This window comes from Mycolicibacterium holsaticum DSM 44478 = JCM 12374 (genome assembly GCF_019645835.1).
Taxonomy (GTDB): domain Bacteria; phylum Actinomycetota; class Actinomycetes; order Mycobacteriales; family Mycobacteriaceae; genus Mycobacterium; species Mycobacterium holsaticum.
In genome coordinates, this window is the sequence record NZ_CP080998.1 from 4694473 (window position 1) to 4714868 (window position 20396).

At 68.8% G+C, this 20396-nt stretch carries 27 protein-coding genes and 1 tRNA gene; 8 read left to right on the top strand and 20 right to left on the bottom strand.

Features of this window, described 5'->3' with window-relative positions; genetic code table 11:
• Window positions 1-380: 380 nt before the first annotated feature.
• From K3U96_RS22540 to K3U96_RS22595, 12 genes are all read right to left on the bottom strand, one after another.
• The gene (locus K3U96_RS22540) at window positions 381-845 is read right to left on the bottom strand and encodes a phage protease (RefSeq protein WP_220691155.1); all 465 of its coding nucleotides are present in this window, start codon (window positions 843-845) and stop codon (window positions 381-383) included.
• A gap of 19 nt (window positions 846-864) precedes the next feature.
• Entirely contained in the window at window positions 865-1749 is an 885-nt protein-coding gene (locus K3U96_RS22545) for a major capsid protein (protein WP_220691156.1), read from the bottom strand.
• Between the two features lie 14 nt (window positions 1750-1763).
• On the bottom strand, window positions 1764-2147 hold the full coding sequence (locus tag K3U96_RS22550) for a capsid cement protein (protein WP_220691157.1): 384 nt from the start codon (window positions 2145-2147) through the stop codon (window positions 1764-1766).
• Window positions 2144-2716 (bottom strand): hypothetical protein, encoded by a 573-nt coding sequence (locus tag K3U96_RS22555; RefSeq protein WP_230982251.1) that lies wholly within the window; start codon window positions 2714-2716, stop codon window positions 2144-2146. The genes K3U96_RS22550 and K3U96_RS22555 overlap by 4 nt, the downstream gene beginning before the upstream one ends.
• Before the next feature lie 32 nt (window positions 2717-2748).
• Complete coding sequence (locus K3U96_RS27180; RefSeq protein ID WP_220691159.1) at window positions 2749-3132, bottom strand: helix-turn-helix domain-containing protein; 384 nt, start codon at window positions 3130-3132, stop codon at window positions 2749-2751.
• A complete protein-coding gene (locus K3U96_RS22565) occupies window positions 3129-3911 on the bottom strand; it encodes a hypothetical protein (RefSeq protein WP_220691160.1) in 783 nt (260 codons plus the stop codon). Before K3U96_RS22565 ends, K3U96_RS27180 begins: the two co-directional genes overlap by 4 nt.
• Complete coding sequence (locus K3U96_RS22570) at window positions 3908-4186, bottom strand: hypothetical protein (RefSeq protein ID WP_220691161.1); 279 nt, start codon at window positions 4184-4186, stop codon at window positions 3908-3910. The genes K3U96_RS22565 and K3U96_RS22570 overlap by 4 nt, the downstream gene beginning before the upstream one ends.
• On the bottom strand, window positions 4183-4386 hold the full coding sequence (locus K3U96_RS22575) for a hypothetical protein (RefSeq protein ID WP_220691162.1): 204 nt from the start codon (window positions 4384-4386) through the stop codon (window positions 4183-4185). The genes K3U96_RS22570 and K3U96_RS22575 overlap by 4 nt, the downstream gene beginning before the upstream one ends.
• Window positions 4383-4709 carry a hypothetical protein gene (locus K3U96_RS22580; RefSeq protein ID WP_220691163.1) on the bottom strand — a complete coding sequence of 109 codons (327 nt, stop codon included), beginning with the start codon at window positions 4707-4709 and terminating at the stop codon, window positions 4383-4385. Before K3U96_RS22580 ends, K3U96_RS22575 begins: the two co-directional genes overlap by 4 nt.
• Window positions 4706-4852: a hypothetical protein gene (locus K3U96_RS22585; RefSeq protein ID WP_220691164.1), complete on the bottom strand. Its 147-nt coding sequence runs from the start codon at window positions 4850-4852 to the stop codon at window positions 4706-4708. Before K3U96_RS22585 ends, K3U96_RS22580 begins: the two co-directional genes overlap by 4 nt.
• Before the next feature lie 71 nt (window positions 4853-4923).
• Window positions 4924-5940 carry a hypothetical protein gene (locus K3U96_RS22590; protein ID WP_220691165.1) on the bottom strand — a complete coding sequence of 339 codons (1017 nt, stop codon included), beginning with the start codon at window positions 5938-5940 and terminating at the stop codon, window positions 4924-4926.
• 45 nt (window positions 5941-5985) lie between these two features.
• Window positions 5986-6216: a helix-turn-helix transcriptional regulator gene (locus K3U96_RS22595; protein ID WP_230982252.1), complete on the bottom strand. Its 231-nt coding sequence runs from the start codon at window positions 6214-6216 to the stop codon at window positions 5986-5988.
• Window positions 6217-6549: 333 nt separating this feature from the next.
• Here K3U96_RS22595 and K3U96_RS22600 point away from each other — a divergent pair, with 333 nt between their 5' ends.
• Window positions 6550-7785, top strand: coding sequence for a tyrosine-type recombinase/integrase (locus tag K3U96_RS22600; protein ID WP_220691166.1), 1236 nt, complete (start codon window positions 6550-6552; stop codon window positions 7783-7785).
• Between the two features lie 16 nt (window positions 7786-7801).
• On the opposite strand, the gene K3U96_RS22605 is transcribed toward K3U96_RS22600, so the two are convergent.
• Window positions 7802-7884: transfer RNA gene (locus K3U96_RS22605), tRNA-Tyr, on the bottom strand.
• 115 nt (window positions 7885-7999) lie between these two features.
• On the opposite strand from K3U96_RS22605, the gene K3U96_RS22610 reads away from it, so the two are divergent.
• A complete protein-coding gene (locus tag K3U96_RS22610; RefSeq protein ID WP_220691167.1) occupies window positions 8000-8491 on the top strand; it encodes a YajQ family cyclic di-GMP-binding protein in 492 nt (163 codons plus the stop codon).
• A gap of 70 nt (window positions 8492-8561) precedes the next feature.
• The gene (locus K3U96_RS22615; RefSeq protein ID WP_220691168.1) at window positions 8562-9587 is read left to right on the top strand and encodes an NAD(P)H-dependent glycerol-3-phosphate dehydrogenase; all 1026 of its coding nucleotides are present in this window, start codon (window positions 8562-8564) and stop codon (window positions 9585-9587) included.
• 13 nt (window positions 9588-9600) lie between these two features.
• Here K3U96_RS22615 and K3U96_RS22620 read toward each other — a convergent pair whose 3' ends face one another.
• Window positions 9601-10173 carry a hypothetical protein gene (locus K3U96_RS22620; RefSeq protein ID WP_220693652.1) on the bottom strand — a complete coding sequence of 191 codons (573 nt, stop codon included), beginning with the start codon at window positions 10171-10173 and terminating at the stop codon, window positions 9601-9603.
• Window positions 10174-10274: 101 nt separating this feature from the next.
• Here K3U96_RS22620 and K3U96_RS22625 point away from each other — a divergent pair, with 101 nt between their 5' ends.
• Window positions 10275-10754 carry a nitroreductase family deazaflavin-dependent oxidoreductase gene (locus K3U96_RS22625; protein WP_220691169.1) on the top strand — a complete coding sequence of 160 codons (480 nt, stop codon included), beginning with the start codon at window positions 10275-10277 and terminating at the stop codon, window positions 10752-10754.
• Here K3U96_RS22625 and htpX read toward each other — a convergent pair.
• Window positions 10748-11638, bottom strand: a complete 891-nt coding sequence (gene htpX / locus K3U96_RS22630) for a zinc metalloprotease HtpX (protein WP_069404997.1) — start codon at window positions 11636-11638, stop codon at window positions 10748-10750. The genes K3U96_RS22625 and htpX overlap by 7 nt on opposite strands.
• 89 nt (window positions 11639-11727) lie before the next feature.
• Entirely contained in the window at window positions 11728-12735 is a 1008-nt protein-coding gene (grcC1, locus tag K3U96_RS22635) for a nonaprenyl/(2E,6E)-farnesyl/geranylgeranyl diphosphat synthase (protein ID WP_205871009.1), read from the bottom strand.
• 21 nt (window positions 12736-12756) lie between these two features.
• Here grcC1 and menJ point away from each other — a divergent pair, with 21 nt between their 5' ends.
• From menJ to K3U96_RS22650, 3 genes are all read left to right on the top strand, one after another.
• Window positions 12757-13977: a menaquinone reductase MenJ gene (gene menJ / locus K3U96_RS22640; protein WP_220691170.1), complete on the top strand. Its 1221-nt coding sequence runs from the start codon at window positions 12757-12759 to the stop codon at window positions 13975-13977.
• A complete protein-coding gene (locus K3U96_RS22645; protein WP_220691171.1) occupies window positions 13977-14417 on the top strand; it encodes a GAF domain-containing protein in 441 nt (146 codons plus the stop codon). Before menJ ends, K3U96_RS22645 begins: the two co-directional genes overlap by 1 nt.
• Before the next feature lie 95 nt (window positions 14418-14512).
• Window positions 14513-14725 (top strand): hypothetical protein, encoded by a 213-nt coding sequence (locus tag K3U96_RS22650; RefSeq protein ID WP_220691172.1) that lies wholly within the window; start codon window positions 14513-14515, stop codon window positions 14723-14725.
• Here K3U96_RS22650 and K3U96_RS22655 read toward each other — a convergent pair.
• The 3 genes from K3U96_RS22655 to K3U96_RS22665 form a co-directional block, all read right to left on the bottom strand.
• On the bottom strand, window positions 14722-15777 hold the full coding sequence (locus K3U96_RS22655) for an alpha/beta hydrolase fold domain-containing protein (RefSeq protein ID WP_220691173.1): 1056 nt from the start codon (window positions 15775-15777) through the stop codon (window positions 14722-14724). The two genes, K3U96_RS22650 and K3U96_RS22655, sit on opposite strands and share 4 nt — an antisense overlap.
• 45 nt (window positions 15778-15822) lie before the next feature.
• Window positions 15823-17520, bottom strand: coding sequence for a hydroxysqualene dehydroxylase (locus K3U96_RS22660; RefSeq protein WP_230982254.1), 1698 nt, complete (start codon window positions 17518-17520; stop codon window positions 15823-15825).
• 136 nt (window positions 17521-17656) lie between these two features.
• Window positions 17657-18343, bottom strand: coding sequence for a demethylmenaquinone methyltransferase (locus tag K3U96_RS22665; protein ID WP_069406471.1), 687 nt, complete (start codon window positions 18341-18343; stop codon window positions 17657-17659).
• Between the two features lie 69 nt (window positions 18344-18412).
• Here K3U96_RS22665 and K3U96_RS22670 point away from each other — a divergent pair, with 69 nt between their 5' ends.
• A complete protein-coding gene (locus K3U96_RS22670; protein ID WP_220691175.1) occupies window positions 18413-19237 on the top strand; it encodes an SDR family oxidoreductase in 825 nt (274 codons plus the stop codon).
• 3 nt (window positions 19238-19240) lie between these two features.
• Here K3U96_RS22670 and K3U96_RS22675 read toward each other — a convergent pair whose 3' ends face one another.
• Window positions 19241-20368 (bottom strand): glycosyltransferase family 4 protein, encoded by a 1128-nt coding sequence (locus tag K3U96_RS22675; protein WP_220691176.1) that lies wholly within the window; start codon window positions 20366-20368, stop codon window positions 19241-19243.
• Between the last annotated feature and the right edge of the window lie 28 nt (window positions 20369-20396).

Genomic DNA, 20396 nt, shown 5'->3' on the forward strand with positions numbered 1-20396 from the left:
CCCAACATTCTCGGGGGTGGGTCCGGCACCCCGTCCGCGCTCCCCGTGGCGGGCGGTCAGGCGACCGCAGACGGGCCGCTCGATGTCGAGGCCCGGCAAGGACACGCCTCGCCGCCGCTCGGCCGCCCACGGCCCGCCAGGACCGCGAGTACCGGGCGCACGGTGACGATCACGGTCGGTTGCGCGCTCGGTCGCGGTCGGCACGCCTCCCGACGTCGCGTCGCTCGGACGGGCCTGTTGGTCGCGGTGATCCCGGCGCGCACGAAGGAAACCCGCCGGGATCACCGCGCCGCTGCCGAGCATGCCGGTTGCCCGTCGCTCAACCCGGCGCGCGGTCCGAGGGTGGGTCGCCCGCCCCATCCCCCCGGAGGTCTAGCGGATCAGTAGAACCACCCGCCGCTGTCGTCGCCGTTCGTGGTGTCGGCGGCGTGGCCGACCTCCGACATGGGCACCGCGGTCTCGGCGGGCACGGCGGCGAGCACGTCGGCCATGCCCGGATCGGCGGTGATCAGTTCGACCCAATGCTTGCGGCGGGCCGGGGTGATCTTGCCCTTGGTCACCGCGTCGTCGACGGCGGCCTCGACCTTGGCGCGTGCTGCCGCGGCGGCGATCTTGCGGCCCTCGGCGGCGTCGCGCTTGAGCGCCTCGTGGGTGTCGTGGTCGACGAGTTCGAGGCCGTGTCGACGTGCGGCGGCGGCCACCGTCGACGGCTGTTCGGGGTTCATCCCGGCGGCCTGCGCGGCGAGGTCGGCCACGGTGTCGACGACGAGTTGCGGGTCGTCGGTATCGGCCGGTAGCCCGAGGGCATCGAGCAACGCGGCGATCTGTTCATCGGTGAAAGTCATTGTGTCCGTTCCCTTCTGGTTACGCGCTTAGGCCGGTGATCTTCTTGGCGGCGAACGGCCGATCGACGGCGAACGCGGGCACGGCGTAGGCCTGCACCCACTTGGATCGCGTCGAGCGGTCGTCGTACACCTCGACGGTCAGCGCGGCCTCGAAGCCGACGGTGCCGACCATGCCTCCCTGCGCCACGAACGCGGTCCCGGCCGGGATGCGCGGGTTGGCGAACATGCCCTCGGTGTACCCGGCGGACGCGAGCATGTCGTCGAGGTCCTCGGCGTAGGCGGTGCGGAGTTGCCGGGCCTGCTCGGGGTGCACGAGGAGGGTGTCGTGCGTGACGCCGAGTTCCTCAAGGTCGGCCATCTCCTGCGCCTCGGCGAAGTGCGCCGTCGGCCGATCGCCGGACGGGGTGAGGGCGTCAAGCGGGCCGACGAACGTCAATGCGTCCCACCCGGCCGCCGGTGTGAACGTGGCGATGTTGGCGGCGGCGAGCGCGGCGACGGCGCGCGTATCCAGTTTCCGCGCAATGGTATTCGCCAACTGGGTCGTCTGCTGGTCGAGGTAGTTGACCTCGTTACGGGACAACTGCTCGTCGGTCACCTGGAACCGGCCGCCCCAATCCTCGACGACCGCGAGCCGCGGTTCAGGCTCCACGCCCTCCACGACCTTGTACTCGGCACCGGGCGAACGCTTCTCGACGTCGGTGGTGAAGAAGTCCGACGCCTGCACCACCGAGTACAAAAGCCCGCCTCCTTCGACCTTCGCGCCGTGGGTGCGGAAGAACTTCGGCAGCAGGATCTGCGCGTCGGCCAACCGGGCGATCCGGTCGCGGATGATCGTCGGCTGCCGCAACGCGACGTCGACGGTGAGTTGGCGGCCGGACAGCGCCGGGATGAGTGGGCTTGTCATTGCGTGAATCCTCCCTAGTAGAGCGAGATCTCGGCGTCGGTGGCGTCGGCCGCCCCGGTGACGGCGTAGCCAACGGCCTTCCCGGCGGCGAGGGTGGTTGCGGTTCCGCCCGCGCCCACTTGGACCTCGGCACCGGCGGCGATGGCTCCTGCCGCGGTGACTCGCACGACGCGGCTGTTGCCGCGCACCACGCGGACGAGGCCACCGGCGGCGGCGTCGTTGCCCGCCACCCCGCACGTGCGGCCACCGGCCGCGGCCGGGGCGACGGCGATGTTGCCTCCCGCGGTCCTATTGCCCGACACCGCGAGGAACCTGCGGGCGGTCACGGCGGCGGTGGCTTCGGCGGTGATGTCCTTGCCGGGGTCATAAACCGACGGGTTGGCGATCGTGGTGCTCATGCGGGTGTCCTCTCGTGTGAGACGGTTCGGGTGTTGCGGGTACGTCGGGCACGGGCAACGGCCACGGCACGCGCCCGGTCGGCGCTGGGATCGGGTGCAGCGGATGCGATGACGACGCGGCGCTCCGACGGTCCGGCGGTGGCCGCCAGGTCGACGCCGTACAACGCGGCCACGTCCGCGAGCGAGTCGAGTTCCTTCACCGCGGGCGCGGTGGCACCCAACAACGCGACGGCCGACAGAACAACCGGCCATGCGTGCCCGGTGGTGTCGGTGTAGTCGAGTAGGCACTCGACCGAGCGTTGCGGGTACGCGTGCGGCAGCAGGTTGGCGATGGCGCGCGGCACACCGGTGAACGTGCCGACCAGCGTGCGGCCGCCGTTGATGATGGCTAGGTCGGTGACGGTTCCCAACGCGGGACCGGCGTCGCGCAGCGGACCCTCGTGGCCGAGTTTGATGACCGGCCGCACGATCCCGGCCGCGTGCGCCTCGACGATCGACCGCAGATCCTCGGGCGTCACATCCCACGGTCCGGTCGACGCCTCGTGCTCGCCGACGTGGATTAGCGGCACGTTCGGAATCGTGCGCGTATCAACCGGCATGGTCACCCGATCCGGCGCGCAGCCTTCCGCTCAGCGCGTTCGACAACCGACCTGACCGGGAGCAACCACCGGGAGCCGGTCGAGTGCGCGGGTAACCGGCCGCGCCGAACCAATGCCCGGACAGCGTGTGACGAGATCCCGAGGACCTTCCCCGCCTCCGCCGTGGTGCATAGGTCATAGGCCGAGTGTTGGCGCGAATCCGGTTGCGACGCAAACCTTGTGACGCCTTTCGGGTCCGAGGCATCACAAACCGACCGGTTTAGCCGGGTGATGACCCCGGCGAGTCGGCCGGTGGGTTGCCGGTTGGTGCGCCGCAACAGGTCGTCGATGGTGGCGAGGATGACCGCAACGTCGGCGACGTCGACCACCACCGCGCGGCGGATCACGCCACCCCACCCACGTCGGCGTCCGGAAAGACCATGAGCGTGTCGACGCGCACCAACTCGGCGCGCAGAGTCGCCGCGAGGTGATGCGGGTCCACCGTGCCGTCCTCGGCGGTCACCGAGGCCACGAGCGGCGCTACCGTCGAGAACACAACCGACGGAATCAAGCCCGGCCGCTCATAGCACTCGCGGAGCGCCAGTTCCGTTGCGGTCGAACGCATCTCGTCATCGCCGGTGATCTGGCCTAGCGCCATCATGGCGGCGGCGCGTTGCATCCGGAGTTCGGTGTCGTTGTCGCCGCCCGCGCACCGGAGCCGCAGCGCGGCCACCTCGGCGTCGGTGAGGTGGTCGCGTAGCCGGTTGATGACCCTCCACGCGGCTAGTTCCACGCGGGCACGGTCGACGGCCACCGGCCGCGGTAACGGGTCGGCGAGCGATTCCTCGGCGGTCAGCACCCGCAGCCGGTCGACGGGTAGCCGGTATGCGGCCGCGAGCCAGATCGAACCGGGCAGCAGCGCCCAGCCGGTGTCGTCGTGGCCGCAGCGGCGCGGGCGTGACGCGTAGTCGACCGCGGCCGCGAACCCGCGCTCGTGCCCGACTAGGCCGAACGACAGCGCGAGCGTGGCGGCCTGGTCGGACCGGAAGAACCACCGCACCTCGTCGGGATCAGCGTCGGTCACCACGTGGCGGCCCGCGGCGCGCATCCGGGCGGCGACCCGTTGCACCAACGCCTCGTCGGGATCGTCGTCGGCGGGGTGGCCGCCCGCGCTCGGGTGGTTCATCGGTTGCCGCCGTCTGGGTTTTCCGGTCCGTCGATGATCCCAGCGAGCAGGTCTTCGGTGGGTTGTCGCAGGATCTCCGCAGCCACCCGCAGCGCAACTTCGTCCGGGAGGATGACGGTTCCGCCCGTCGCCCTGCCCCAGCGGTCTCCGGTCATGCCGCCGTCGTCTCCTCTGATCTCGACCCAGTTCCCCCAACTGGTCCAGTGGTCAATCACGTGATAGGTGCGGCCTTCGTGTTCGATTGGCTCGCACTTGGGTCCAAAGCCGTTACTCATAGTTCGGTGTTCTCCTTCGCGGTTGTGGTGGTTGGGTTGTCGATGCGTTCGGCGGCGTCAACGATCGCGTCGGCGAGCGCTATCGCCTCGGTGGGTGAGACGGTCAAAGTGACCGGCCCTGCGCGGATGGAGACCCGGCGAGCACGGAGCTTCGGCACCACCGCGACGGCGTACTCCGCGCTGGCGATCGTCAACCTCATGACGCCCCCGGCGGTTCATGGAGCGGCTCGGTGACGTCGCGGCCAGCAGGCGGCGGTGTCGGCGCGGCGTGATCGCAGCGCGTCGCCGGGTCCACCGGCGCACCGTCCGGGCCGAGAACCCAACCCGACGGATCGCAGCGTCGGCACCCCCGGATGGCGGCCGCTCGCGCCTCGCGCTCGGTCCGAGCGGCATCCTTGCCCGCCCTGCGGCGTCCCAGGGCGGCGATGACATCCGCCGGTACGGCACCAGGTGCGAGGCCGACGGCGGCGGTGATCTGCGCCCACTCGTGGGCACGTATCCACCGGTCGGCGGGCGCGGTCATAGCGTCACGCGCCGCGCGTAATCAACGATCTCGGCAGGGATGCCCGACCACCGGAGCTGCGCCCATGTGCACGCGCGGTGGTCTTGCCACGCGTCCGCCTCGTACGTCTCGAACAGGTCCCAGCTGTCCGGGTTGAGCAGCATCGGCTCACCGCAGACGTGGCATGGAATCCAGAGCGGCAATTGCGACCCGACCGGCATGGGTCCGCTTCCGCTCACGATGCCGCCTGCCGCCGGTCGGCGAGGTCACAGTCGGGGCATCCGATCGCGTCGGCGAGCGGCACGCCGCGGTGGGTGTCGCAGCGCGGATGGGCGATGTGGTGTTGCCACCATGCCGCCCAGATCGGGGCGTGCGGGCATCGGAGCGGTGCGGGCAGTTCGTCCCACGGGTCGTTGATCCAGCCCTCGTCGTCGCAGTCGTCGCATTCGGTGTTCCACGCTCGTCGCGCGTCGCCGCGCCGGGTGAACCACTTCGACCGCTCGCCCTCCCATGCCTCGCGCGCCTTGCGGCGGTCGCCACACGAGCCGCACTTCGGCACCGGCCCGTCCCGTTCGGTGTCCCAGTCGGCGTGGGCCGGGCACCGTTCCGCCGGTTCGGGTTCGGGATAGTTCTGCGGCCAGTGGATTAGTGCCACCGGCAGCGCGGCGATGTGAGGCGGCACGGCGATAGCCGCTGCCGACGCGGTGTCGTTGACCGCGGATTGTTCCTCGGGGAGGTCGTCAATCGACGGTTGCGGTTCCGGTGTCGGCGATTCCTCGCGCGCGCACGCGCTCCCGTCAAGAGAACCGTCAATAGAACCGTCAAGTGTGCCACCCAGGGGTGGCGTAACCACATCCGAAAATGGCGCAACCACATCGGGAGTTGGCGCAACCACATCCGCTGTGCTCACGCCATCCTGGGTGGCGCAAGCATTGTCGCTTGGTTGCGCCACTCTGGGTGGCGTGAGCGCCAACAACTCGTAGATGTTCGCTCGCGCCACGCCGTGCGACTTGTACCCACGCTTCACGACCCGGATCAGCCCGCGGTCCTTCAACTGTTCGAGTGTTCGCACCGCTGTTCGCGGCGACTTGCCGATCGCGGCCTGGACGTGGGCCAGTCGCACCGAGCCCTGCCGACTGTCGGTATGGCATTTCTCGGCGATCGCCACTAGCGCGAGCGTCTGCGCCTGCGTCAGGTCAGCGAGGTGCCCGGTACGGGCGTCGAGAACCTCGCCCACCAATTGCCCGCTCATGCGGAACTCCTAGCGTCGCTGGGTAATGAGAGCGGTTGCAGCGCACTAGTATTCGATGCTTCCGACCCGCGACCCGGCCTCCTGAGCGGCGATCCATGCCATCACCTCGGTACGCCGGTACATGACGCGCTTCCCCCCGAGAATGAACGACGGCGGCCCTTCTTTGCCGCCGTTCATCCGCCACCAGCGGAGGGTGGATTCGGATAGGCCGGTGAGTGCGGCGACGTCGCGGGTCGACATGAACGGGCTACTGATGGGCGTGGGCGTGCGGGACATTGCGTGTCTCCTTGGTTGACGGGCGTTGGTCATGGTGGCTGTCCGCGTCTCGGGCGGGTACGACCATTGAGGCACAACCTAGCGACTTTGTCACGGGCGGATCGTCCCAGAGTGGTTGCAGTGCAACCACTTTCGGTAGCAGCGCCACCACTCGCAGAAACACCGGCCGTCCCATCAAACAGGCCTCTACCTGCACCGATAACGCGGTGGCTGGTGACGCTGCTACCGCGGCGGATGATGGTCCGAATCCTTTTGCCGCAGAGTGTGTTAGCAGTGTTGGCGGCGTGGGATGATGGGAGCACAGCCCCGCACGATCCGACGGGAGATCAACGCATGACCGCCAAGCGCAAGCGTCGCGCCGGTGTCGAGGACCGTTGGACGCGGACCGTCCGCCTCCCCGACGGCACCACGAAGACCGAGCAATCGTCCAACTACGGCAAGGGCTCGCGGTGGCGTGCCCGCTATGTCGACGACGACGGCCGCGAGCACGAGAAGCTGTTCGGCCGCAAGGTCGACGCGCAGAAGTGGCTCGACAACCAAGTCAGCGACCAGGTGACCGGCACGTGGACCGATCCGGCGAAGTCGGCGATCACGTTCGGGACGATGGCCGAGCGGTGGATCGCCACCAAGGCCACCCGGTCACCCAAGACCGTCGCCGGATACCGAAGCATCCTCGACACCATCGTGCTGCCGCGCTGGCGGGACGTGCCGCTGCGTGACGTCCGATACGACGACCTCCAGGTGTGGATCACCGGCCTATCGGCCGACGGGTCGGCGCGGTTCGAGGGCGTCGGGTTGTCGGCGTCGCGGGTGCGGCAGACCCACCAACTCGTCGGCGCGGTGCTCAAGTTCGCGGTGCGCGCCAAGCACCTCCCTGCCAATCCGGCCGACGGCATGGACCTCCCCCGCCTCCCCGAGACCGAGCAGCGGTACCTCACCCACGACCAACTCCACCGCGTTGCCGTCGCGTCCGGCCACCTCCGCACCCTCGTCCTCCTGCTCGGCTACTGCGGTCTGCGGTTCGGCGAGGCGGCGGCGCTACAGGCGGCCGATGTCGATGTGACCGCGCGCCGGATTCGGGTCCGCCGATCGGTGACGTATGTCCGCAAGACCGGTTTGGTGGAGGGCCCGACGAAGAACCACAGCAGCCGGACGGTGCCGGTGCCTGCGTTCGTCGCCCGTCTGCTGGCAACCGAGATCGCCGACCGGGATGGGTCGGCGTTGGTGTTCACATCGGCGCGCGGCGGCGGCTACCTCACCCTCGGTCAGGCGCGGTACACGTTCCAGAAGGCGACGGCGGCGGTCGACGGGTGCGACGGCGTGCGCCTGCACGATCTGCGGCACACGTGCGCGTCGTTGGCGATCAGTGCGGGCGCGAACGTGAAAGTGGTGCAGCGGCTACTCGGGCACAAGACAGCGGTGCTCACCCTCGACCGATACGGCCATCTAATGCCGGACGACCTCGACGCCGTTGCCGACGCATTCGACGCGGCCGCGGAATCTACTGCGGGCGGCCTGCGGGCGGTCGTGTCCACCAACGCAATCAGGCCCGCCGAAAAGCGGGCCTGAACTGCGGAAAAGCGCGTGGCAGGTGCAGGATTCGAACCTGCGTAGGCGTAAGCCGACGGATTTACAGTCCGCTCCCATTGGCCGCTCGGGCAACCTGCCTGGGTGCTGCACCGCCGGGTGACCCGGTTTGGTGCGACTAGCAGGGTACAACGAGGATGGGCTGAAGACGAAAACGGCACCAGTCCATGAGCAGACCATCAAGGAGGACGGATCCATGGCGGATTCATCGTTCGACGTCGTCAGCAAGGTCGACCGCCAGGAGGTGGACAACGCGCTCAACCAGGCCGCCAAGGAGCTGGCTACCCGCTTCGACTTCCGCGGCACCGACACCTCCATCGCCTGGCAGGGCGAGGAAACCATCGTCATCACCAGTTCGACCGAGGAACGCGTCAAGGCCGCGATCGACGTGTTCAAGGAGAAGCTCATCCGCCGCGACATCTCGATGAAGTCCTTCGAGGTCGGCGAGCCGCAGGCGTCGGGCAAGACCTACAAGGTCAGCGGCACCATCAAGCAGGGCATCACCAGCGAGAACGCCAAGAAGATCACCAAGCTCATCCGCGACGAGGGTCCCAAGGGCGTCAAGGCCCAGATCCAGGGCGATGAGGTGCGGGTGTCGTCGAAGAAGCGCGACGACCTGCAGGCCGTCATCGCCATGCTCAAGGGTGCCGACCTCGACGTCGCGCTGCAGTTCGTCAACTACCGCTGACGCCCGGCACCGGCGCTGCTGGTTTCCGAATCCGGCCTGGTTTGCCGCTGCCGGCCCTAACCTGATCGGCATGGCACCTGCGAAGCGCGAACCCAAAGTCGTCGTCCTCGGTGGGGGCTCCTGGGGCACCACCGTGGCGTCCATCTGCGCTAGGCGCGGGCCGACGCTGCAATGGGTGCGTTCCGAGGAGACCGCCAAGGACATCAACGACAACCACCGCAACAGCAAGTACCTCGGCGACGAGGTCGAGCTACCGGAGTCGCTGACGGCCACCACGGACTTCTCCGAGGCGGCCACGTGCGCCGACGTCATCGTCATGGGTGTGCCCTCGCACGGCTTCCGCGGGGTGCTCACCGAACTGGCCAAGGAACTGCGGCCGTGGGTGCCGGTGGTGTCGTTGGTCAAGGGTCTCGAGCAGGGCACCAACTACCGGATGAGCCAGATCGTCGCCGAGGTGCTGCCCGGGCATCCGGCCGGAATCCTGGCCGGGCCGAACATCGCGCGCGAGGTGGCCGAGGGGTACGCCGCCGCCGCCGTGCTCGCAATGCCCGACCCGCAGCTGGCGGCGAATCTGGCGCAGCTGTTCCGGACCAAGCGCTTTCGGACCTACACCACCGACGACGTCGTCGGCGTGGAGATGGCGGGCGCGTTGAAGAACGTGTACGCGATCGCGGTCGGCATGGGCTATTCGCTTGGGATCGGCGAGAATACGCGCGCGATGGTGATGGCGCGCGCGGTGCGTGAGATGTCGAAGCTGGGCGAGGCGATGGGCGGGCACCGCGACACGTTCGCGGGCCTGGCCGGGATGGGCGATCTGATCGTCACGTGTACCTCGCAGCGCAGCCGCAACCGTCACGTCGGCGAGCAGTTGGGTGCGGGCAAGCCGCTCGACGAGATCATCGCGTCGATGAACCAGGTCGCCGAGGGCGTCAAGGCCGCCAGCGTGATCATGGAGTTCTGCAACGAGTACGGGCTGTCGATGCCGATCGCGCGCGAGGTCGACGGCGTGGTCAACCACGGTTCGACCGTCGAGCAGGCCTACCGCGGGCTGATGGTCGAAAAGCCGGGCCACGAGGTGCACGGCGCCGGGTTCTAGGGCCGAGCCGAAGCTAGTTGAAGTACGGGTTGGTGCCCTCGGGGCGGTCCAGCAGCGGGCTGCGGCCGTTGTTGATGATGTAGCTGCCCGCCGGGCTGAGCACGAACCCGGACTGGTTGCGGCTGTCCGCGCACGTCGTCACCGAACCGTCGCTGCCGCAGCTGACGGTCTGGAAGCTGATCCGCGACCCGGCCGGAAGCGGCTTGGCCTCCCCGACGAAACCGAACACCGCGCCGTCGGTGGTGGCGAACCCGGGTGCGCCCGGACCGCCGCTGACAAAGTTGGCGCCGTTGGGCGCGGCGGGAATCGCTCCGCTGCAGCCGTAGCCGCCGCTGCGCTGCAGCACACAGGTCAACCCGTCGGGCGTGGTGAACGCGTACCAGCTGCCGTCCATCACCGCGTAGTCGGAGGGCTTCACCGGCGCGTACGCGTTCACGTCGGGCGCGGGCGGAGCCGGTGGCGGCGACGGCGGCTGCGCGGCGGCGACGCCCGAGACGGCGGCCAGCGCCGCGCCTGCGCCGAGGGCACCGGCCAGGACTCTGTTCAGCACAGTGCACACAGTAAGGGGTTGGGCGGCGGCTCGCATATCGAGATCATCGGCCCGCAGCGCCCGCCCGTTACGTGATTTCGGCGCGCTCACGCCCCGCCAGCGTCCGTGAGCGCGCCGAAATCGCTACCCTTGGAGTGATGCTCTCGGATGCGATAGCCAAGGCCGGTAGCGCGGTACTTCGGTCGCGACCGCTGATGCGTGCCCCGATCTGGCTGTACCGCGCGCGGCTCGGGTTTCTGCTGGGCTCGCGGATTTTGCAGCTCGAACACATCGGCAGGCGTTCAGGCCTCAAGCGCCACGTGGTGCTCGAAGTGATCGACCATCCCGACCCCGACACCTACGTGGTGGCCTCGGGCTTCGGCACACGCGCGCAGTGGTACCGCAACATCGAGGCCGACCCGAACGTCCGGGTGTCCGTCGGCACCAGGGTCTCGGCGCCGGCGACCGCGCGGGTGCTGAGCACCAGCGAAGCCGACGCCGCGCTCGGCCGCTACATCAGCCGTCACCGCCGCGCATGGGACAGGCTGAAGCCCGTGCTGGAATCCACGCTGGGCGCCCCGATCGCAACCGAGAACACCGCGTTGCCGATGGTCGAGTTGCGCCTAACGCCTCAGTAGTAGCCCGGGCCTCTGTGATTACCGGGGCCTGCCATCTGCTCGAGCCTGCGGATCCGGTCCTCGATCGGCGGGTGCGTGGAGAACAGCTTGCCGATCTTCTCCCCGGCGCGGAACGGGTTGGCGATCATCAGGTGCGCCTGATCGGCCAGCTTCGGGTCGGGCGGCAACGGTGCCTGCTCCACCCCGGCGCTGATCTTGCGCAGCGCGCTGGCCAACGCCAGCGGATCACCCGTCAACTCCGCACCGGACTGGTCGGCCTGGTACTCGCGCGACCGTGACACCGCCAGCCGGATCACCGTGGCCGCGATCGGGCCGAGCAGCGAAACCAGCAGGATCGCAAACGGGTTCGCGCCGCCGCCGCGGTTACCGCCGAACATGCTCGCGAAGAACGCGAGGTTGGCCAGCGCGGTGATCACCGACGCCATCGCCCCGGCCACACAGGAGATCAGGATGTCGCGGTTGTAGACGTGCGACAGCTCATGGCCGAGCACCGCGCGCAGCTCACGCTCGTTGAGGATGCCCAGAATGCCCGTCGTGCAGCACACCGCCGCGTTGCGCGGGTTGCGGCCCGTCGCGAAGGCGTTGGGCGCAGCCGTGTCGCTGATGTAGAGCCGCGGCATCGGCTGGCGCGCCGTGGTCGCGAGCTCGCGCACGATGCGGTACATCATCGGCGCCTGCATCTCGCTGACCGGCTGGGCGTGCATCGCACGCAGCGCCAGCTTGTCGCTGTTGAAGTAGACGTAGACGTTCATCCCGACGGCGAACAGCACGGCCAGGAACATGATGTTGCGGCCGAACATCGCACCGACGCCGACGATCAACCCAGAGAACAGCGCCAGCAACAGGAACGTCTTGAACCTGTTCGCGTGCGGGTTCCACGTCATCGCGGATTCCTCCTGCTTGGAGCTCTTAGGTGGAGCTGGAAGTCTTCGCTGACATAACGCTGAGCCGATCCCCCCGGTTCCGAACAGGCTCAGCCGTGCCGATGGACCGTGTAGTGCACCAGCGTCGCCAGCGCGTCGCGGCCGGGGCCTTCGGGCAGGTGGTTGAGCTCTTCGCGGGCCTGCGCGGCGTACTGCGCGACGGTCTTTTTGGCCTGCACCATGCCCTGCGACCTGCGCAGTAGCCGCAGCGCCTCGGCAACGTCGTCGTCGTTGTCGACCGGCTCGGCCAGCAGCTCACGCAGCCGGTCGGCCTCCGGGCCCGTTTCGCGCAGCGCGTAAAGCACGGGAAGCGTGTGCACCCCTTCACGCAGATCGGTGCCCGGCACCTTGCCGGATTCCTCGGGGTCGCTGTCGATGTCGATGATGTCGTCGGAGATCTGGAACGCGGTGCCCACGATGCCGCCCAGGCGGCTGAGCCGCTCGATCTGCTCGTCGTCGGCGCCGGAGAACGTGGCCCCGAACCGGCCGGACGCCGCGATCAGGCAGGCGGTCTTCTCGTACACCACCTTGAGGTAGTGGTCCACGGAGTCGACGAGGTCGGCGGCGCCGCGGGTTTCGCGCATCTGCCCGGTCACCAGCTGCGCGAACGTATCGGCGATCACCCGCACAGCCTCCGGACCGAGCCTGCTGACCAGCCGCGAAGCCGTCGCGAACAGGTAGTCACCCGCCAGGATCGCAATGTTGTTGCTCCAGCGGGCGTTGGCGCTCGGGGCGCCGCGGCGCATCTGCGCGTCGTCCATCACGTCGTCGTGGTACAGCGTCGCCAGGTGTACGAGTTCGATGACCGCACCGGCGACCGTCACCTGCCACGCGTCGGGTTCGGGGCCCAACCGCGCCGAGAGGACCGTGAACAGCGGACGGAACCGCTTGCCGCCCGCCTGGAACAGATGCTGGACGGCCTCCGACATCAGCTCGTCGGCTTTGCCCAGCTCAGCGGCCATCAAGTCCTCGATGCGCGCCACGGCGTCGCGGACATCCTGCGCGAACGCGGGGTCCCCGAAATCCACTCCCGCCACCACGCTCGCTGGGGTTCTCACACAGCCAACATACTGGGAACCATGGATCTGCGAGCCGACGTGGTGGTGGTGGGTGCCGGACCGGCCGGATCGGCGGCCGCTGCCTGGGCGTGCCGCGCCGGACGCGACGTCCTGGTGATCGATTCCGCGCAGTTCCCCCGCGACAAGGCCTGCGGTGACGGCCTGACCCCGCGCGCGGTGCAGGAGATGGAGCGGCTGGGGCTGGGTTCGTGGCTGGACGGCCGGGTGCGCCACCGTGGGCTGCGGATGTCGGGCTTTGGCGCCGACGTCGAAATCAAGTGGCCGGGGCCGTCGTTCCCGGCGACGTCCAGCGCGGTCCCGCGCACCGAGCTCGACGACCGCATCCGCATGGTCGCCGCCGACGAGGGCGCCAAGATGTTGCTCGGCGTGAAAGCCGTTGAGGCGTCCCACGACTCGTCGGGTCGGGTGTCGGCGCTGCAGCTGGACTCCGGAGCCTCGATCGGCTGTCGGGAGCTGATCGTCGCCGACGGCGCCCGCTCGACGCTGGGCCGGGCACTCGGCAGGCAGTGGCACCAGGAAACCGTGTACGGCGTGGCGATCCGCGGGTATATCGCCACACCGCGGGCCAGCGAGCCGTGGATCACCTCACATCTGGAGCTACGCTCGCCGCAGGGTGAGGTGCTGCCCGGCTACGGCTGGATCTTCCCGCTGGGCAACGGTGAGGTGAACATCGGCGTCGGCGCGCTGGCGACGTCGCGGCGCCCGGCCGACGCGGCGTTGCGGCCGCTGATGTCGTACTACACGGGGCTGCGCCGCGACGAGTGGGGCTTTTCCGGTGAGCCGCGGGCGGGCCTGTCGGCGCTGTTGCCGATGGGTGGCGCGGTGTCGGGGGTGGCCGGGCCGAACTGGATGCTGATCGGGGACGCGGCGGCCTGTGTCAACCCGCTCAACGGCGAGGGCATCGACTACGGGTTGGAGACCGGTCGGCTGGCGGCGTCGCTGTTGGGGTCCGGTGACCTGTCGGCGGTGTGGCCTGCGGTGCTGTCGGAGCACTATGCGCGCGGGTTCTCGGTTGCGCGACGGCTGGCTCTGTTGCTGACGATTCCGCGGTTCCTGCCGCTGGCGGGCCCGGTGGCGATGCGGTCGGATTTCTTGATGACGGTCGCGGTGCGCGTGATGGGCAATTTCGTCACCGAGGAGGACGCCGACTGGGTGGCCCGGTTGTGGCGGGCGGCGGGGATGGCGTCGCGACGCATCGACGAGCGCCCACCGTTTCGCTGATGACAGAGCCCGCCGTCTACCGCGCCCCGATGCGTTCCCGCAGCGACGATTTCGATGCGGCGGCGGCGGTCGAGCGCGCGTTGGCTTCGGGTCTGGTGGGCTTCGGCGAAGCCGGTGCGGATCACCGGTTGCAGCGCCGGGTGGACCGGTTCGCCGATGTCGAAGACGGCGCGTTCGTGTGGACCCGCGACACCGACGGGCTGTACTGGCTGGGCCGCATCGCCGGGCCGTACTTCTACGACGGTGACGGCGCAACGGTGGATCTGGTTCATGTCCGCCCGTGCCGGTGGCTGGCGCGGCCGCTCACCGAAGCCGCGGTGCCCGCGGCCGTCGTGGCCACCTTCGGTCGGGGCGGACGCAACTTCCAGCAGACCCACCGCCCGGGCGTCGGTACGCAGACGCAACGGGCTTGGGACGCAGGCATTGTCGAGTCAGACTAACTGTAAGCCCAGCTAGGCGTCCTGTTCAGCGGCACCCGCCGGGATTACTCTTGAGCGCGACGGCGTTCATCAATGCATCGAGGGAAGGAACCACGATGCGTGGTCTGACAATTCGAGCAGCGCTTGGTGTCGTCGCCATCACCGCGGCGATGGGTTCGGCCGGTGTCGCCGCCGCGGCGCCGTCGGGTCCGTGCCGCGACGTGCCCTATGTCGGGGTGTGCGAACGGCTCACCGAACAGCCGCGCGCACCGAAGCAGAGTATGGGCGAAATCATCTTGGTGCCCAACAACATTCAGTCCGTCGGCTAGGCAAGCGATTTCGCGAACCCGCTGACGTCGCGGATGCTGGCGTCGAACACCTCGGGCATGACATGCGGTAACAGCAGGTCGCCACCGTGGCAGGTGCCGGCCACCACGCGGCCCACGGCGGGCACGCCCGCGCGGACGAGCCGGCGGTAGTACAGCAGGCCCTCGTCGCGCAGCGGGTCGAGCTCGTTGACCGAGATGACATGCGGGGGCATCCCGGTCAGCTCGTCCTCGGTGGCTGCGCCGGCCCAGCAGGTGGCGTCGTCGGCGTGCGAGCCGTCCGGGTTGTAGATGGAGCCCAGCAGCGCCAACTGCTGGCGGCTGACGAAGTACTCGTCGTTCTCCGCCAACGACGGCAGATCGTCACATTCGTCGAGCCAGCGGTTCGAGATATAGGGGCATTGGGCGTAGAGCCCGGCGATGTCCCCCAGCCAGCCTTCGCGTTTGGCCTTGTGCGCGACGGTGAGGGTGAGGTTGCCCCCGCCGGACTCCCCCGACACGATCAGGTGGCTGACGCCAAGCTCCGCGCGGTTGGCCGCGACCCACTGCACGGCAGACGCGCAGTCGTTCAGGCCTGCAGGGAACGGGTGCGGGCCGAGCTTGCCGCCCGAGTTGCGGAATTCCACGCCGACGACGACAACCCCTGTGGCAGCAAGGTATTCGCGAAGGCGGCGGTAGCTCACATCGCCTGCGCTGCCGATGGCCATGCCGCCCCCGTGCAGATGCACGACGGCGGGCAACGCGCCGGGCGCCCCGTCCGGACGGCTGACGTAGACGGTGATGAGGTTGTCGTCGACGCCGGTGATCTGAGTCGTCGTGGTGGTGACGCCGGTGACCTGCGGTGCAGCCTGGGCGAAGACGTCCAGGATGGCCCCCATGCCTTCTTCGTTGATCGCGGCGTACTCGAGCCGGTCCGCCAGCGGCGAGTCGACGGTCAGCGGCGCAGCCGGGAGGCGGCCGTCGAGGCCGAACGGCGCGAACGCCTTGACCATGCGCGGATCAGCGCGCGGATCGGTGCCGAGTGTGGATTCGGGGTCTGCCAGACGTCCGTACATTTCGCGACCGTACAACGAGGCAGCGTTGTTGTGGTGCTACCTGGGCTATTTGGTCGGCCATCTGGAGTCGAAGATGTCCAGCGCGTGCGGCAGACCCGAGCGGTAGCGGCCGCGGTCGAGCTCCTTGAACGGGCCCCACCACGGCGCCTGGAACAACTCGACGATCTTGACCATGTCGCCGTTGTAGCCCGATGCCTGCAGCACCCCGTTGGCCGCGTAACGCCCGCCCTCGTTGGCGCCTTCCATCGTCGTGACGTTCTGATCGGTCTTGACCCAGTCGCCCGCCAGGAACAGGTTGTCGATCCCCGTCACCGCGTTCGGCCTGCGATGCCACGAGCCCGGATCCTGGATGAACAGCGGTTCGTCGTTGCGCACATCCGGGGTGCCCGAGCCGATGATCGCCGGGTCCAGGAACCACGAGTGCACCATGTCGTCGTCGACGACCTTGCCGGTGTCGTTGAGGTGGGCCTTGATCTGTTGCCACGCCTCATGGGCGACCTCCTCGGGTGTGCAGTCGCGGGCGCTCTTGCCGTTGAAGTTGCCCGGCGTGCTCCAGTCCGAGATGATCGCCGACATACAGTCCTTGACGGTGCCGTCGCCGTATTCGGTGAGGCTTTTCTTCCAGAACTGCTCCTGGCTGATCGACGTGATCGCCCAGCCGGTGTCGACGTAGTTGACGTGGCCCTTGGTGACGTCCACCCGTTCCTTGAGGTAGAACATCAGGCCGTTCATCCACTCGGTGCGCAGCAGCGCGATGTTGGCCAGCTGCGGGTCGGCCTCGATGACGTCGTCGGTCAAGACGGTGGCGAGCTTTTCGCACGGCACGGCCGAGATGTACCAGTCGGCGACGACGGGTTGCGGTATGCCGCCCTGGCTGACGACGGTGGCCGATTCGATGTGCCTGCCGTTGGGGGTAAAGCGCGCCAGCGCCTGCCCGACCCGGAACTGCACACCCTGATCGCGCAGGTGCTCGATCCAGGGGTCCAGCCACTGCGAGCTCGTCGGGCCGTTGAGCACCCGGTCGAAACCCTTGCCGTCGATGTCGTTTCCGAACATCAGGATGGACCAGACCGAGGCTTCGCCGACCAGGCCGATCGAATGGGCGCTGGCGTCTTTGGATTTGGAGGCGGCCAGGTTTCGGATGATGCCGTCGGCCAGATAGCGGTTGTATTCGCGGGACTTTCGATTGGCCCCGATGTAGTCCTCCCACGTCATGTTCTCCCACTGGCCGAGCTTGCGTTCGGCGCTGCTGGTGACGTAGACGGCGAGCTTCTGCGCGGCGTACACCGCCTCAAGCGGAGGCAGCCGGAACAACGTCTCGAACACCGCGGTGACCGATTCGATGAAAACCTGGGGGGTGATCGGATTGGGAATCGTGGGAAGTGGAAGCGGCAGCGGCACAGTAAGATCCGCGCGGCCCAGCCCGGAATGCAGATACGACGTCGCCCTGGTCAGGTTGTCCCAGGTGCCGTTCCGGTTGCCGGGGAACGGGATTCGGCGCATCGTGTTGGTGACGTTGCGGTAGAAGCCGGGAAAGAACCGGAAGCCGTGTTCGCCGGGCAGCGGGGTGGCACCGGAGTTCGGGACCGGTATCGAGCGGGCCTTTCCGCCGAGTTCCCTGCGTTCGTAGACGGTGACCTGGTAGCCGCGGTCGACGAGCTCGTGCGCGGCGGTCAACCCCGCGATACCCGCGCCGAACACCGCGACCGTCTTACCGGGGGCGGCGTGGGCTCGCGGCGGCATGGACGCCAACGCTGCCGCGGTGGCGGTTCCGACGAGGAACGTCCTGCGAGACAGGTGAGGGTGTGGAGCATCACCCGACATGCCGCTAAGTTAATGCTGATTCTGCGTGACGGGGTCGCGACACGCCGTGGCGCAGCTAAGGCTTGGTCGCGGCGTGCAGTGCCACGATTCCGCCGGTGAGGTTGCGCCACCGCACCGACGACCACCCGGCGTCGGCAATCTCGCGGGCCAGGGCGGGTTGGTCGGGCCATGCGCGGATCGACTCGGCGAGGTAGACGTAGGCTTCCGGGTTCGACGACACCGTGCGGGCGATTCGCGGCAAAGCCTGCATGAGGTACTCCTTGTACGCCGTTGCGATCAGCCGGTTCGTCGGCGTCGAGAACTCACACACCACCAGCCGCCCGCCCGGGCGGGTCACGCGCGCCATCTCGCGCAGCCCGGCGGTGTGGTTGACCACGTTGCGCAGCCCGAAACTGATCGTCACCGCGTCGAAAACGCCGTCGGCGAACGGCAACCGGGTGGCGTCGCCTGCCACCTTGGGCACGTCGCGCTGGCGGCCGGCGGCCAGCATGCCCACGCTGAAGTCCGCGGCCACACACCACGCGCCCGAGGCCGCCAGCTCCACCGTCGACACCGCTGTGCCCGCCGCCAGGTCGAGAACCTTGTCGCCCGGCCCGATCCGCAGCGCCGCGCGCGTCGCACGCCGCCAGAACCGGTCCTGACCCAGCGACAACACCGTGTTGGTGAGGTCGTAGCGGCGCGCGACCGCATCGAACATCGATGCGACCTCGTGCGGGTCTTTTTCCAGCGTCGCGCGGCTCACGGCGACGACGCTACCTGTGAACCCGGCGAAGCCGGGAATGCGAAGCCACGTCGGGGGCATATTAAGGACATGAGCGAAAAGGTTTGGTTCATCACCGGGACATCGCGCGGGTTCGGCCGCGAGTGGGCGACGGCGGCCCTGCAGCGTGGTGACAAGGTCGCCGCGACGGCGCGCAACCTCGCCACCCTGGACGATCTTTCCCGGGAGTACGGCGCTGCGCTGCTGCCGCTGCAGCTGGATGTCACCGATCGCGAGGCGGACTTCGCCGCGGTCAAGCAGGCCCACGACCACTTCGGGCGGCTCGACGTCGTGGTCAACAACGCCGGGTACGGCCACTTCGGTTTCGTCGAGGAGGTCAGCGAACGGGAAGCGCGCGATCAGATCGAGACCAACGTGTTCGGTGCGCTGTGGGTGACCCAGGCCGCGCTGCCGTACCTGCGGGCCCAGCGCAGCGGGCACATCATCCAGGTGTCGTCGATCGGCGGGGTGGCGGCGTTTCAGAACCTCGGGCTCTACCACGCCTCCAAGTGGGCGCTGGAGGGCTTCTCGCAGGCGCTGGCGCAGGAGGTGGCCCCGTTCGGCATCCACGTCACGTTGATCGAGCCGGCCGGCTTCTCCACCGACTGGAGCGGGGCATCGGCGCGGCGCTCGGATCCGCTGCCCGACTACAAAGAGGTGCACGAGGAGGCCGACCGGATCCGCAGCCAGCGCGTCGCCAAACCCGGTGACCCCAGGGCGACGGCCCGGGCGCTACTCAAGGTCATTGATGCCGAAAACCCGCCGCTGCGAGTGTTTTTCGGTGAGTACGGGCTGGAGATGATCAAGGCCGAGTACGAGAACCGGATCAAGACCTGGGAGCAGTGGCAGCCGGTCGCCATCGACGCGCAGGGCTGAGCATCAGGCGGCTTCGCGGCGGCGGCGGCCGAGCACGTCGTCGTAGTGCTCGAGCAACTCGTCGCAGATGACGGGCCAGGTGCGGGTGAGCACGCTGCGGCGAGCGGCGGCCGAGTAGCGTGCCCGCTCGGCGATCAGGTGATCGACGGCGGCGGGTAGCTTGGCCTCGAACTCGTCGACGGGGAGCAGCAGCCCGGTGCGGTAGGAAGCGACCAGGTCGCGCGGTCCGCCGGCGTTCGGGGCGACGACGGGCAGGCCAGAAGCCATCGCCTCCTGAACGGCCTGGCAGAACGTTTCGTGCTCGCCGGGATGGACGAACACGTCCATCGACGCGTAGGCCGTCGCCAGTTGCGCACCGTACAGTGCGCCGGTGAAAATCGCTGAAGGCAAAGCGGTTTGGAGTTTGGCTCGGGCTATACCGTCACCGACGACGACGAGTTGCAGGTCGTCGCGGGCGTCCAGCACCGCCAACCGTTCGACGTGCTTTTCCGGCGCCAGGCGCCCGACGAAACCGACGATGGGTTTGCCGTGCGGTGACCAGCTGCGGCGCAGCGTGTCGTCGCGTCCCGACGGCGCGAACCCGGTGATGTCGACACCGCGCGCCCACTTGTGCACCCGGGGAACGCGGTGTGCGCTCAGGTCTTCCATTGCGGCGGTGGACGGCGCCAGGGTGCGGTCAGCGCGGCTGTGCAGGTGCCGGGTCCACGCCCACGCGGCCCGGGCGGTGAACCCGACACCGTAGCTTCGCGCGAAACCGGCGATGTCGGTTTGGAATACCGCGACGGCCGGCACACCCAGGCGCCGGGCCGCGTGCAGCCCGCCGTAGCCGAGCAGCGCCGGGGACGCCAGATGCACGATGTCAGGGTCGAATCCGCGCAGCACGCCGAGCATCCGGGGCCGCGGGACGCCGAGCGGTAGCGAGTTGACGGCGGGGAACATCCGCGAGGGCACCCGGTGCACCCGGATACCGTCGTGCACGCGATCGGCGGGAGGCTGACCGCGCGGGGTGTCGGGGGCGATGACGAGGGCCTCGTGTCCGGTGCGGCGAAGGTGCTCGAGCACCCGCAGCACCGAGTTCGTGACGCCGTTGACGTTGGGGAGGAAGGACTCTGCGACGATGGCAACGCGCACGCCGAAATGGTCGCAGCGGTGGTTGTCG